This is a genomic window from Ferrigenium straubiae, from assembly GCF_051257895.1.
GTDB lineage: Bacteria > Pseudomonadota > Gammaproteobacteria > Burkholderiales > Gallionellaceae > Gallionella > Gallionella straubiae.
Window position 1 is genome coordinate 1,660,220 of sequence record NZ_CP194331.1, and the last position, 12,681, is coordinate 1,672,900.

The following is a 12,681-nucleotide window of genomic DNA, read 5'->3' on the forward strand; positions in this document are numbered from 1 at the left end:
CGATTCATCGCTGCGCGCGTATCCACTTCTTCCATTCGTCGAACAGTTTCTTGTCGCCGGCCGCAATCACCGAGCGCTGCCAGACATCGCCCAACGCGAAATCGTCGTCCTCGATGCAACTGGCATGACCGCCCGCTTCCAGCAAGACCAGCAGGCCGGCGGCATAATCCCAGAGTTTCTGGCCGCCATGCAAATACACGTCGTAGCGCCCGGCGGCGGTGTAGCACCAGTCCAGCGCGCTTGCGCCGAAGTTGCGTTGCGAGGAATAGGGTGGGTGGGAGGCGAGCTGCGTGACCAGTTTTGCGCCCAGGCGCTTCAGGTCGACGTTGGCCAGGGCATGCTGCAGCGATTTCGCCGCTTCGCGCTTCATCAGCAATTCGCCGTTCAGGAACGCGCCCTTGCCCGATTCGGCGGCGAACATCTCGTCCGCGACCGGGTCGTACACCACGCCCAGCTGGCTCTTGCCCTTGCGCAGCAGCGCGACGGACACCGCGAAATAGGGCAGGCCGCGCACGAAATTGGAGGTCCCGTCGATCGGGTCGATGCACCAGAGGCCATCATGGCCGGCTTGCCATAGCGCATGCTGCTCGCTCGCGGGCATTTCCTCGCCCAGCACCGGCACGTTGAGAATGGCCTGCAACTTCCGCGTCAGGGCGGCCTGCGCGGCGGTGTCCGCCTCGGTGCACAGACTGCCGTCGCTCTTGCGCTGGTGCGCCACCTTGAGATAGCGCGGCATGATCTCCTCGGCCGCGACCAGTTTGACGGCCGCGACCACCGCCTTGAGCATCGCGCCCATGCTGCGCGTGGAAGCCCGCGTCATGCTTCACCTTTCCACTTGATGGAGCAGCCCATACTGGCGATCTGTTCGCGCGGCCCCTGGCCGGTCCGGGCGACCTGCAGCATCGCGTCGAACAGGTCGCGCGGCGCATCCGGCGCGGCTTCCTTGCGCGACGCATCGAGCCGCCCGCGGTATTGCAGCTCCAGCTTGGCGTTGAAGCCGAAGAAATCCGGGGTGCACACTGCGCCGTAATCCTTCGCGACCCGCTGGGTCTCGTCCCAAACATAGGGAAAAGGATAACCGTACTGGGCTGCCACCCGCTTCATGTTGTCGAAGGAGTCTTCCTCGTAGTCGGCGGGGTCGTTGGACATGATCGCGATGCTGTTGATGCCGTGCTGCTGCAGTTCGCGCGCGTCGCGCACGATGCGGTCGCGGATGGATTTCACATAGGGGCAGTGGTTGCAGATAAACATCACCAGCAGGCCGTTCGCACCGCGCGCACCTTGCAGCGTGTAACGCTTGCCGTCCACGCCCGGCAGGTCAAAATCGGGGGCTTTCCAGCCGAAATCGCACAACGGTGGTTGCAGGCTGACCATTTGATATCCCTGACAAGATTTTGCGCGGCATTATATCATCGCGCCCAAGCCATTATTCATCCGCAAGCTGACCATGCCGCGCTTCTACTGCCCTCCGCCCCTGCCCTCCGGCGGTTCGTTCGACCTGCCGCCCGAGGCGGCGCATCACGCCGCGCGCGTGCTGCGGCTGCGCGAGGGGGATCGCGTGGAAATGTTCGACGGCATCGGCAATGCGTGCCACGGCGTCGTCGCCGCGATCGAAGGCAGGCGCGTGGCCGTGGATCACATCAGTGCGACGGATGCTGACCGCGAATCGCCGTTGCGGGTCATGCTCGCGCAGGCCATGACCAGCAGCGAAAAAATGGACTGGGTGATCCAGAAGGTCACCGAACTGGGCGTCGCGGAAATCCAGCCGCTAGCCACCGAACGCAGCGTGGCGCGGCTGTCCGCCGAACGCGCCGCCAAGCGACTCGAACACTGGCAGCAGGTCGCCATCTCCGCCTGCGAACAATGCGGGCGCAACCTGCTGCCCGAAATCCATGCGCCGCTGGACATCATGGTCTGGCTGCAACAAATGAAGGAAGCGCCCGGCACGAAGCTCATCCTGCTGCCGCAGGGTGCAACCTCCCTGCATAACCAGCCCAGACCTCAGGGCGGGGTCACGCTGCTGATCGGCGCGGAGGGGGGCTTCGCCGAGGCGGAAAGCGAAGCCGCACTGCGCTGCGGCTTCACGCCGATCCGTTTGGGCGTGCGCGTGCTGCGCACCGAGACCGCGGCGATCGCCGGGCTGGCCGCGCTGCAAACGCTGTGGGGTGATTTTTGTGAAACGTGAAATGTGAGAGCAGTTTTTTCGTTTCACGTTTCACCTTTCACTTTTCACGTACTTCAAACAAGGAGACCATCATGCCTTACGTCAACATCCGCATCGCGGGTACGCTGACCCGCGAGCAGAAGGCGAAAATCGCCGCCGAGATCACCGACACGCTGGAGCGCATCGCGCTCAAGCCGAAATCCTATACCTACATCGCCTTCGACGAACTGCCCGACGAGAACTGGGCCATCGCCGGGCAGTTGCTAGACGAGGAATAGCGCGGCATGATGCACGTATTGCACTAGGGAGCCTTAAATGCCGATTACCACTTCCCCCGCCGACTTCGTCGCCTGGTTCCGTTCCGTCGCGCCTTACATCAACGCCTTTCGCGGCAAGACCTTCGTCATCGCCTTCGGCGGCGAGGTGGTCGCGGACGGCAAGTTCGTCGAGCTGACGCACGACTTCAACCTGCTCGCCGCGCTCGGCATCCGGCTGGTGCTGGTGCACGGCGCACGCCCGCAGATCGAGCAGCACCTCGCAAAGAACAATCTCGGTGACACCTATTACCAGGGTATCCGCATGACCGACGCGGAGACCCTGCAGTGCGTGAAGGAAGCAGTCGGCCGGGTGCGCGTCGAGATCGAGGCGCTGCTGTCGATGGGGCTGGCGAATTCGCCGATGGCCAACGCCGACATCCGCGTGGCGGGCGGCAACTTCATCACCGCCCAGCCCATCGGCGTAGTCGAAGGCGTGGACCTGATGCACACCGGCAGCGTGCGCAAAGTGGACGTTGCGGCCCTGAACGACCGCATGGATTTCGGCGAGGTGGTGCTGCTCTCGCCGCTCGGCTACTCGCCCACCGGCGAGGTGTTCAACGTCACGCTGGAAGACATCGCCACCGCAACCGCCATCGCGCTGGATGCCGACAAGCTGATGTTCCTGATGGACACGGACGGCGTGCATGACAAGAAGGGTAAGCTGCTCAAGGAGCTCACCATCGCCGAGGCCCAGGCCGTGCTATCCGGCAAGCGCAAGCTGCCCGAAGACGTGGGCATGTTCCTGCCCTGCGCGATACGCGCCTGCGAGGCCGGCGTGGCGCGCACTCACCTCGTCAGCCGCCACACCGACGGCGCGGTGCTGCAGGAGCTGTTCAGCGACGAAGGTATCGGCACGATGGTCGTGGAAAGCACGCTCAACACCCTGCGCGCCGCCACTATCGAGGATGTCGGCGGCATCCTGCATTTGCTGCGCCCGCTGGAGGCCGCGGGGGTGCTGGTGCGGCGCAACCGCGAACTGCTGGAACGCGAAATCGCGCGCTTCGTGGTGCTGGAACATGACCGTCGCATCGTCGGCTGCGCCGCGCTCTATCCCTTCCCCGACGAGGCCGCCGCCGAGCTGGCCTGCCTCGCGGTGGACACGCAATATCGCGATCGCGGCTATGGTCAGGCCATCCTCGACCACATGATCAGCCTCGCGCAGATGCAGAGGCTGAAGGAATTGTTCGTGCTCACCACGCGCACCGCGCACTGGTTCATCGAGCGCGGCTTCGTTGAAGCCGACGTCTCGGCGCTGCCCGCGCAGAAAAAGTCGCTGTACAACTACCAGCGCAAATCCAAGGTGTTTGTGCGGAAGATTTGAACCGGAAAGCGGCGGACTCAGAGGAGGCGGGTTAGGCTGCCTTACCCGGGCTGATGCCGTTCTGCGCAAGAACGGCAATCACCTGCTGCACGCAATCGGGCAGGCTGTTCTCCGAGGTATTCACCACCAGCTCCGGCGCGTCCGGCGCTTCGTAAGGCGACGATATTCCGGTGAACTGCGCGATCTCGCCCGCGCGCGCCTTACGGTACAGCCCTTTTACGTCGCGCTGCTCGCACACCTCGACCGGGCATTGACAGTGGACCTCGATGAACTCCCCCGGCCGCACCATGGTGCGCACCCGGTCGCGGTCTTCGCGGAACGGGGAAATGAATGCCGTCAGCACGATCACGCCCGCCTCCATGAAGAGTTTCGCGACCTCGCCGACGCGGCGGATGTTCTCCGCCCGGTCCGCCGCCGAGAATCCCAGGTCGGCGCACAGGCCGTGGCGCACGTTGTCGCCATCGAGCACGAATGTCCGGCATCCTGCCTGGTGCAGGTGCTCTTCCACGGCATGCGCCAGGGTCGACTTGCCCGCGCCGGACAGCCCGGTAAACCAGACGATGGCGCCGCGATGCCCGTTCTGCGCCTCGCGCCGCTCGCGCGTCACGGTTGCGTGGTGCCAAACTACATTGGTGGGAATTGAGGGTACTTGCCGGTCATTTGTGGTAAAACCGGGAGTCCCAGCATTGTTGCCCACAAGGTCGCCTTACACTGGACACATCTTTATTTTCCCAGTTCATTTACTTTCCTGAGAATGTCGCGCGCCTGTTTATTGCTCAACATGGTAGAGCTTTCTGGCGCGTAGCCATGTGGGCAGATCAGTTCGCCCTTGACCACGCCAAACAGCCTGCAGATGGCCGGGCGCACTTCATAGACGGAGCATTTCTTGGTGTTTGCGTCAAGCAACGGGCAGGTGTATATCCCCTGCTTCTGGTTGTTTTGCATCTGAAGCCGGACATCTTCCGCTGAGCGGCCGGAGGCCTGGATGCAGCGCATATATTCCAGCCGCGACAATTCAACCGGCCCGCAGCAGTCGTAGCATCCTTCCTTGCATTGAAAAGCGGGGATCGCGCTCAACAGCGCGTCTATTTTCGCCAATTTTGTAGATTCATCCATCTGATCTCTGACTCTAACAATAATATTTAAGTATCACGCAACCATTGTCTCACTGCAACAAAAAAACAGGGGAGACCGAAGTCTCCCCTGTTAGCCTATCGACAGTACTCTGAAAACAGCCCAGCTTCAGGCTGCTTCCTCGATTCCGTCAACTTAGAACGAAGCTTCCAGCATGAACATCAGGAGGCTGTCGCCGGAATTGCCCGCAACAGTCTTGTCCTTCGCACCACCCAAGTCATAAACGCTGCCGCTGTACTTGGTATAGCTCGCATGCAACGCAACGTTCTGTACCATGTCGTAGATGCCCTGGATCATGAAGGCCTTATCCTTGTTGAGCGCTGCCGCACCGGTATCGCCATCCAGGTACGAAGCACCGAGGTGCAGAACGTGGGGGATCACGCTGTAGTCGGCACCGATCTGAAAGGCCTTCTTGGCATTAGGATTGTTAACACCAGCGACGTTGTTATATGCATTGGTAGTCCCAGCACCACCAGGGGCGCGAGCATAGGACGCATACAGGCTGAAGTCCTTGCCACCCAGTTGGGTCTGGCCTTGGAAGTCCAGAGTAGAACCCTTACGGTCTACTGGCGTTGCTGCGACGCCCTGGTTGGTAGAACCCGACATGAAGCCCAAGCCGATATGCATATTCCAGTCAGCATAGTTCGGGGTGGCAGCCAAACGTACCCAGTTTGCCTTGAATTGCTTGGTGCCAGCACCGCCCAGAGAACCTGCTTGTGTGGGCGACCAACGAGTCCAGTTGATGTAGCCCATGTCATTCTTGGCCACAAATGCGAGACCGGTCGCAGCGCCGTTGTTCAGGCCGACGAAGTTGGCGGCGGCAATGCTGGAACGATCTTCAGACCAGCGCAGACCGCGAACCATACCCGAGCTGCTCAACTCATAGCCGTGTGCCGGGCCCAGTACATCAGTCCAGAACGGAACCACGCCCACCTTCGCACCACCCGCGTCGAACATGAACGGCATCTTGAAGCCTGTGGCGATACCGCCGTTACCAGCGGCGTTGTTACCCGCCAGGTTGCCTTCGATCACGAAGCCAATGTTTTCGGCAGCACGTCCGCCCAAGAACATGGACATTTCGTCCGGCATCTGCCATTGGCCACTGTTGGTAGTTGCGCCAGACATGGCCGCATTGGCAGCGGTATCAACACCATTGGTCTTCTGGTAACGAATCTTGAGCAATACGCTGGCGTTCAGGGTGTCAGGGATCGACAGGTGTTCGCCTTCGATCTTGCTTTGTGCGCCCATCATGGTATAGCCGGCGGACTTGAAAGCCATACCGAAGCTGTTCAGGACAGGGAAGTGCTGGAAGTGACAAGCGCTACAAGCCATGCCGGTTTGACGAGCAAACGACGGAATAGCGGACGCTTCCGGAGCAAACGCGGTTGCTGCCAACACGCCTGCCAGAGAGAGAGCGATTTTCTTCATTGTGTATTTCCTCTTGAAAAGAAAAAGTTGGTTTATGTGTACGACTCGAAGTGATGGCAAAACCCCCCTGCTACCACTGATGCGGACTGTATAGAGAGGTGGGAAGGGCTGTCAAAAGTTTGTAGGGGGGAGTGTGGTTTTTTTGCAACAAATCGATACCCCGAGATGATGTAAATTTCGCGTTATTATGGACATATACAGAAATAAAGACATAAGTCATGGATGCCACTACCTACACCAATGCCCGCAACAGCATTGCCAAGACCATGGATAAGGTGAACGAGAATCACGAGCCGATCACTATCACGCGCCAGAACGGCGCTCCTGCCGTGTTGATGTCATTGGAGGGTTTCAACGCATGGGAAGAAACCGCATACCTGCTGCGTAACCCGGCCAATGCCAAGCGCTTGAGCAGCGCGATTGCATCCATTGACAGCGGAAAGGTGAAAGAATGGTCCTTGCTCAAATGAAAATCCTTTGGGCGAACGAGGCGTAGGAAGACTATTTGTGGTGGCACAAAATGAACGATAAGGCTTTCCGGCGCATCAACCGGCTGATCGAAAATATTCAGAATGCCCCATTTGCCGGCCCCGGCAAGCCAGAACCTTTAAAGCATGAATTATCCGGGTACTGGTCGCGCCGTATTACCGATGAGCGCCGTCTGGTTTATAAGATCGACGATGGCCGGATCGTTGTCGCGCAATGCCGCTATCATTATTGAGAAGGCATGAATCCGTACACATTTCGAGAGGGTGTAAGAATTTTTGTGTAAACGGTCATTTGGCAGGAAACTGCCGCCACTTTGCAAGGAGAGGACATGACCGTAGCGAAAGCACTACCGCAAGAACTGATCGACAGCCTGCTGGCTGACTACAAGAAACCGGAAGACCTGATAGGCGAGCACGGCCTGCTCAAGCAGCTCACCAAGGCATTGGTCGAACGTGCGCTGAATGCCGAGATGGAAGCGCATCTTGGTTACGGCAAGAATGAAGCCGTCACCAATCCTGCGGGCAACACCCGCAACGGCAAAAGCAAAAAGACACTCAAGGGTGAATTCGGCGAGCTCCCCATCGAGATTCCTCGCGATCGCCACGGCAGCTTCGAGCCGCAACTCATCCCCAAGCACCAGACCCGCTGGACTGGATTTGACGACAAGATTCTGTCGCTCTACGCCCGTGGCATGACCGTGCGCGAGATCCAGTCCCACCTGGAAGAAATGTATGGCACGGAGGTGTCGCCGACGCTGACCTCCTCGGTGACCGATGCCGTGACCGACGAGGTGAAGACATGGCAATCCCGCCCGCTGGATGCGCTGTATCCCATCGTCTATCTGGGCTGCATTCACGTAAAGGTAAGGGATGCCGGCACCGTCCGCGCCAAGGCGGCCTACCTGGCGTTGGGCATCAACATGACCGGCGAGAAGGAGCTGCTGGGCATCTGGATCGCCCAGACCGAAGGCGCCAAGTTCTGGTTGCAGGTGATGACCGAACTGAAGAACCGTGGCGTGCAGGACATCTTCATAGCCTGTGTCGATGGCTTGAAGGGATTCCCGGAAGCCATCGAGGCCGTATTCCCCAAGACCGACGTGCAGTTATGCATCGTGCATCTGGTGCGCTACAGCCTGAACTATGTCTCGTGGAAGTTGCGTGAAGAGGTCGTAACCGGCTTGCGCGCCATCTATAGCGCCGCCACCGTCGAGGATGCCGGGCTGCGGCTGGCCGAACTCGAGGAAAAATGGGGTGAGGCGTACCCGCCGATCATCCAGTCATGGCGGCGCAACTGGGCGCGTATCATCCCGTTCTTTGACTACCCGCCGGAGATCAGGCGAGTGATCTACACCACTAATGCGATCGAGTCGGTGAACATGAGCCTGCGCAAGATCACCAAGAACCGGGGCTCATTCCCAAGCGACGAGGCATTACTGAAACTGTTCTACCTGGCGCTGAATAACATCAGCAAGAAATGGACGATGCCCATCAGGGATTGGAAGGCTGCGCTAAACCGGTTTACTATCCAGTTCGAGGATCGGATGCCGCAACAGTAGAGAAACCCCGTTTACACAAAATTCGGGACACCCTCCATTTCGACAGGCTGGATTCATGGATAAAACTGACCGCATCAATAATTATGTAAACCTCGACAATGTATGTTACGCAAACGATTATCCCCTCCCAGCCTCGACATTGCGTCCTCACTCTGTCGATATCTCACCAGCGGGGGTTGCCTAAATCTGCGCAATGCTTCATTATCCAAACATAAGCCCCTGCATGGCAGGGACTACGCCCAGGCAGGCCGTCTTTGCACCATTGCACGGCCCTTGCTGAAATCTGGACGCGGCATTTGAAATCTCTTGGGAGGGAATAATAATGAAACGCAATCAGTCCGGCTTTACCCTGATCGAAATTGCCATCGTGCTGGTCATTATCGGCCTGCTACTCGGCGGCGTGCTGAAGGGGCAGGAGCTCATCAACAGCGCGAAGGTGAAAAACCTTTCCGCGGATTTCAAGAATATCCCTGTCTTCATCTACGGCTATCAGGACAAGTTCAAGGCCTTGCCGGGAGATGATGTCGCGGCCGCGACGCACCTCACCGGCGCGAGCAATGCAACGACACCGGCGGGCAGCATAGGCAATGGCGTAATCAACGGCATGTGGGATTCGGTCACGCTTACCGACGAGTCGATACTCTTCTGGCAGCATGTGCGCCTGGCCGGATTTGCTCCGGGCGAAACGGTACCCAATCTCACTACCTACCTGCCCACGAATGCGGTAGGCGGAAGAATCGGTATCACCAACGGAACGGCAGCCAATCTGCCCATCACCGGGTTGAGAGGCGCCTACATTATCTGCTCGGGCAGCATACTCGGGAAATTCGCCAAACAGATGGACACCACTCTGGATGACGGCAACACAGCCACCGGCTCGGTGATGGTCATGGCCGAACCGGCAGTGCACCCGGCCGCCGTTGTTCCCGCAGCCGCCATTGCAACCGGTTCCATCGACGATGCAACCAGCTACACGGTGTGCATGGGCGTCTGATTCAGATTAACCCGGCGTGACATTCAAGCCCGCTTCGGCGGGCTTTTTTATTGCCCCCGCGGCAGGTAGTATCTACCCTCTGTGCAGCCTTTCCTCCGCCTGCTGCAGCGCCTCCGGCAGCCCCAGCAGCACCAGCACGTCTCCCGCCTGCAACATCATTTCCTCGCTCGGTTGCGCACCGCGCACGCCGCGGCGGCGCACCGCATTCACATCAACGTTCAGAGCATCCAGGCCGACCTCGCGCAGCTTCTTGCCTGCGGCAGCGGAGTCTTCCTTGAGCAGCACGCTGAGGAAGCGCTGCTGCAGACGATCCGTCGCTTCACCAACCTCGTACTGGGGGCTGCGCAAATAGCCGCTGAACACCGCATAGCGGCGCGCACGGCTTTCCTGCACGCGGCGGATCACGCGATTGAGCGGCACGCCCGCCATCAACAACGCCTGCGAGGCGAGCATCACGCTGCCTTCCAGCACTTCGGCGACCACTTCCGCCGCGCCGGCCTCCTTCAACGCTTCCACATGGGTGTCGTCGGTGGTGCGCACCACCACCGGCAGATCGGGACGCAGCTCCTTGACATGGCGCAGGATCGCCAGCGCGGAATGCTTGTCCTTGTAGGAGACCACCAGCGCCTTGGCGCGCATCAGGCCCGCGGCCATCAGCACCTCGCGCTTGGCGGCGTCGCCGTACACCACGCTTTTCCTGGCGGCAGCGGCTTCGCGCACGCGGCGCGAATCAAGATCCAGCGCGATGAAGTTCAGCTTCTCATCTTCCAGGAAGCCGGCCAGCGTATGCCCGCTGCGCCCGTAGCCGCAGATGATGATGTGCCCGCTGCTGCCCATGCTCTGGATGGCGATCTGGTGCAACTGCATCGCACGGTTGGTCCATTCGGCCGCAGAGAAGCGCCGCGCGATCGCCTCGCCGTGCTGGATCAGGAAGGGCGCCGCCAGCATGGAGAGCAGCATCGCCGCGAGCGTGATCTGCATGGTGGTCTCATTGAGCAGGTGTGAGCCTTCCGCGAGCGTCAGCAGCACGAAACCGAATTCACCGGCCTGCGCGAGGCCGATCGCGCTGCGCAGCGCGACGCCCCAGTCCCCTTCGAAGGCGCGCGCCAGCAAGGTTACAACCAATGCCTTGAACAGGATCAGCGCCAGCAAGGCGAGCAGTACCCAGCCGAAATCCGCCAACACGCTGCCCAGGTTGAGCTTCATGCCGATGGTCACGAAGAACAGGCCGAGCAGCACGTCGCGGAACGGCTTGATGTCCTCTTCCACCTGGTAGCGGTACTCGGTTTCGGAGATCAGCATGCCCGCAACAAACGCACCCAGCGCTAGCGACAGACCCGCCAGCTCGGTGAAATAGGCCAGCCCCAGCGTGATGAGCAGCACGTTGAGCATGAAAAGCTCGGAGGATTTCTGTCGCGCCACGACGTGAAACCAGGAGCGCATGGCATACTGCCCGAACACCAGCAGCACCAGCAGCACCGCGATGGCCTTGAGCGTCGCGAAGGCCAGCATGGCGGCAAGATCGTCGGGCTTCGAAGCCAGTGCGGGAATGATGGTCAGCAGCGGCACGACGGCGAGATCCTGGAAGAGCAGCACGCCCATCATCTGCTGGCCGTAGGGCAGGTTCAGTTCGGCGCGTTCGACCAGCATCTTGCTGACGATCGCGGTGGAAGACATCGCCAGGATGCCGCCCAGGGCCAGCCCGGTGCGCCAGTCCAGCCCGAATATCTCGGCGAGCCCCATGACCAGCAGCATGGTCGCGACCACCTGCGCGCCGCCCAGACCGAACACCGTGTACTTCATCGCCTTGAGGCGCGCGAGGCTGAATTCCAGGCCGATGCTGAACATCAGGAACACCACGCCGAATTCGGCAAGATGCCGCGTGCCCTGTGCATCGGGTATCCACGCCAGCGCATGCGGGCCGATCAGGATGCCGACCACCAGATAGCCCAGCATCACCGGCAAGTGCAGGATGCGGCACAGCACCACCACCAGTACGGCGGTAGCGAGCAGGATGAGGACCAGCGAGAGCGTATTTTCCATCAGTGGTAGGTCATAAAAAGCGCGGCATCGTGCCGCTTAAAATCCAAAGTATCCGGTATAACCATCATGCTGAACGCATGAAGCCTGATAGACTGCACAGGCAAGCATTCCGTCGTTGCGTGCGCAATACCCCTCCGGGTGGCCGGGACTCAAACCCTGCCGCTCCGGGCACGCGGCATGGTGTGGATATACATATGTTTCGCGGGGAACCTGCATGAAGGATCGCCGGAACATGCAGTGCCGGAAATCCACTTCGGCGAGCCGCCTGCCATCCGGTGTTCAATCTGCGTCGCGCCATGAAAAGTTGTACGGATTATGCTGAGCGGGCGCACTGCTTGTCAATTTGGCGTTGCATAGCCATGGCAGTACGCAACAAAAAAGCCGGCCTGTGCCGGCTTTTGCGGATTGCCCTGCGAAGAGTTTTATTTCGCCAATCCCAGAATGAAACTCACCAATTCCTTTCTTTCGGCATCCTTGACCTGGGGATAACCCGGCATGGGCTGGTTGCCCCATACGCCGCTTCCACCCTTGATTATTTTGGCGTTCAACCTGGCGGCCGCACCGGGGTCGCCCTTGTACTTTTTGGAAACTTCCGCCCAGGCCGGGCCTATCACTTTTTTATCGATTGCATGACATATGACGCAGTTGTTCTTCTTGGCGAGTTCCGGCATCTCGGCCGCATGGATACTGCCTGCGACCATCAACCCTGCTGCGAGCACAATTACGATGACAGGTTTCATGTTTCCTCCGTTTATTGGTTAAAACGACTCAAACCTTGCGAAGGCAAAAATCCACCATCGCCACCTCTCCTGCAAACTTTGCCAGACACATGTACAGAAGCAAAAAAAGCCGGCTTGCGCCGGCTTTTTTTGAAGATTGCGCTAACAATCTTTCGACTGACTCAAGGCTGGCTTACTTTGCCAGACCCAGAACGAAGTCGACCAGCGCAGCACTGTCAGCTTCGCTGAGCTTCGGGCTGGCCGGCATCGGCATCGCACCCCATACGCCGCCGCCGCCCTTGATCATCTTGGGAACCAGCTTGGCCTTCGCGCCAGCGTCGCCCTTGTACTTCTTGGCAACTTCCGCCCAAGCCGGGCCAACCACCTTCTTGTCAATTGCATGACATGCGGTGCAGTTGTTCTTCTTGGCCAGTTCCGGCATATCGGCTGCCAGGGCGCTGCCTGCAACCATCAAGCCTGCTGCTGCAACCATGCTTACGATAATAGATTTCATGTT

15 protein-coding genes are annotated in these 12,681 nt (G+C 59.7%); 7 read left to right on the plus strand and 8 right to left on the minus strand.

Going from position 1 to position 12,681, the window contains the following annotated elements; translation table 11 throughout:
• Positions 1 to 4: 4 nt before the first annotated feature.
• On the minus strand, positions 5 to 787 hold the full coding sequence (locus ACRRNM_RS07935; RefSeq protein WP_435628656.1) for an inositol monophosphatase family protein: 783 nt from the start codon (positions 785 to 787) through the stop codon (positions 5 to 7).
• A 29-nt stretch (positions 788 to 816) separates the two neighbouring features.
• Positions 817 to 1,374, minus strand: a complete 558-nt coding sequence (locus ACRRNM_RS07940; protein WP_435627691.1) for a thioredoxin family protein — start codon at positions 1,372 to 1,374, stop codon at positions 817 to 819.
• A 73-nt stretch (positions 1,375 to 1,447) separates the two neighbouring features.
• Between ACRRNM_RS07940 and ACRRNM_RS07945 the strand changes: the two genes are divergently transcribed.
• The 3 genes from ACRRNM_RS07945 (at position 1,448) to argA (ending at position 3,802) form a co-directional block, all read left to right on the plus strand.
• A complete protein-coding gene (locus tag ACRRNM_RS07945; protein ID WP_435627692.1) occupies positions 1,448 to 2,185 on the plus strand; it encodes a 16S rRNA (uracil(1498)-N(3))-methyltransferase in 738 nt (245 codons plus the stop codon).
• 71 nt (positions 2,186 to 2,256) lie between these two features.
• Positions 2,257 to 2,442 carry a tautomerase family protein gene (locus tag ACRRNM_RS07950; RefSeq protein WP_435627693.1) on the plus strand — a complete coding sequence of 62 codons (186 nt, stop codon included), beginning with the start codon at positions 2,257 to 2,259 and terminating at the stop codon, positions 2,440 to 2,442.
• 37 nt (positions 2,443 to 2,479) lie between these two features.
• Positions 2,480 to 3,802, plus strand: coding sequence for an amino-acid N-acetyltransferase (argA, locus tag ACRRNM_RS07955; protein ID WP_435627694.1), 1,323 nt, complete (start codon positions 2,480 to 2,482; stop codon positions 3,800 to 3,802).
• Between the two features lie 31 nt (positions 3,803 to 3,833).
• On the opposite strand, the gene cysC is transcribed toward argA, so the two are convergent.
• The 3 genes from cysC to ACRRNM_RS07970 all read right to left on the minus strand — a co-directional run bounded on the left by cysC (position 3,834) and on the right by ACRRNM_RS07970 (position 6,364).
• Entirely contained in the window at positions 3,834 to 4,499 is a 666-nt protein-coding gene (cysC, locus tag ACRRNM_RS07960; RefSeq protein WP_435627695.1) for an adenylyl-sulfate kinase, read from the minus strand.
• A gap of 26 nt (positions 4,500 to 4,525) precedes the next feature.
• Positions 4,526 to 4,918, minus strand: a complete 393-nt coding sequence (locus tag ACRRNM_RS07965; RefSeq protein WP_435627696.1) for a YkgJ family cysteine cluster protein — start codon at positions 4,916 to 4,918, stop codon at positions 4,526 to 4,528.
• A 153-nt stretch (positions 4,919 to 5,071) separates the two neighbouring features.
• Positions 5,072 to 6,364, minus strand: a complete 1,293-nt coding sequence (locus ACRRNM_RS07970) for a hypothetical protein (protein WP_435627697.1) — start codon at positions 6,362 to 6,364, stop codon at positions 5,072 to 5,074.
• Positions 6,365 to 6,582: 218 nt separating this feature from the next.
• Here ACRRNM_RS07970 and ACRRNM_RS07975 point away from each other — a divergent pair, with 218 nt between their 5' ends.
• From ACRRNM_RS07975 to ACRRNM_RS07990, 4 genes are all read left to right on the plus strand, one after another.
• Positions 6,583 to 6,834 (plus strand): type II toxin-antitoxin system Phd/YefM family antitoxin, encoded by a 252-nt coding sequence (locus ACRRNM_RS07975; RefSeq protein WP_435627698.1) that lies wholly within the window; start codon positions 6,583 to 6,585, stop codon positions 6,832 to 6,834.
• Positions 6,835 to 6,869: 35 nt separating this feature from the next.
• Positions 6,870 to 7,085 (plus strand): Txe/YoeB family addiction module toxin, encoded by a 216-nt coding sequence (locus ACRRNM_RS07980; RefSeq protein ID WP_435627699.1) that lies wholly within the window; start codon positions 6,870 to 6,872, stop codon positions 7,083 to 7,085.
• Positions 7,086 to 7,181: 96 nt separating this feature from the next.
• Positions 7,182 to 8,408, plus strand: coding sequence for an IS256 family transposase (locus ACRRNM_RS07985; protein ID WP_435627700.1), 1,227 nt, complete (start codon positions 7,182 to 7,184; stop codon positions 8,406 to 8,408).
• Between the two features lie 322 nt (positions 8,409 to 8,730).
• Positions 8,731 to 9,402: a prepilin-type N-terminal cleavage/methylation domain-containing protein gene (locus ACRRNM_RS07990; RefSeq protein WP_435627701.1), complete on the plus strand. Its 672-nt coding sequence runs from the start codon at positions 8,731 to 8,733 to the stop codon at positions 9,400 to 9,402.
• 72 nt (positions 9,403 to 9,474) lie between these two features.
• Here ACRRNM_RS07990 and ACRRNM_RS07995 read toward each other — a convergent pair whose 3' ends face one another.
• The 3 genes from ACRRNM_RS07995 to ACRRNM_RS08005 form a co-directional block, all read right to left on the minus strand.
• Positions 9,475 to 11,445 carry a monovalent cation:proton antiporter-2 (CPA2) family protein gene (locus ACRRNM_RS07995; protein WP_435627702.1) on the minus strand — a complete coding sequence of 657 codons (1,971 nt, stop codon included), beginning with the start codon at positions 11,443 to 11,445 and terminating at the stop codon, positions 9,475 to 9,477.
• Between the two features lie 422 nt (positions 11,446 to 11,867).
• Entirely contained in the window at positions 11,868 to 12,185 is a 318-nt protein-coding gene (locus tag ACRRNM_RS08000) for a c-type cytochrome (RefSeq protein WP_435627703.1), read from the minus strand.
• Between the two features lie 172 nt (positions 12,186 to 12,357).
• Positions 12,358 to 12,678, minus strand: a complete 321-nt coding sequence (locus ACRRNM_RS08005; protein ID WP_435627704.1) for a c-type cytochrome — start codon at positions 12,676 to 12,678, stop codon at positions 12,358 to 12,360.
• Positions 12,679 to 12,681: the final 3 nt, after the last annotated feature.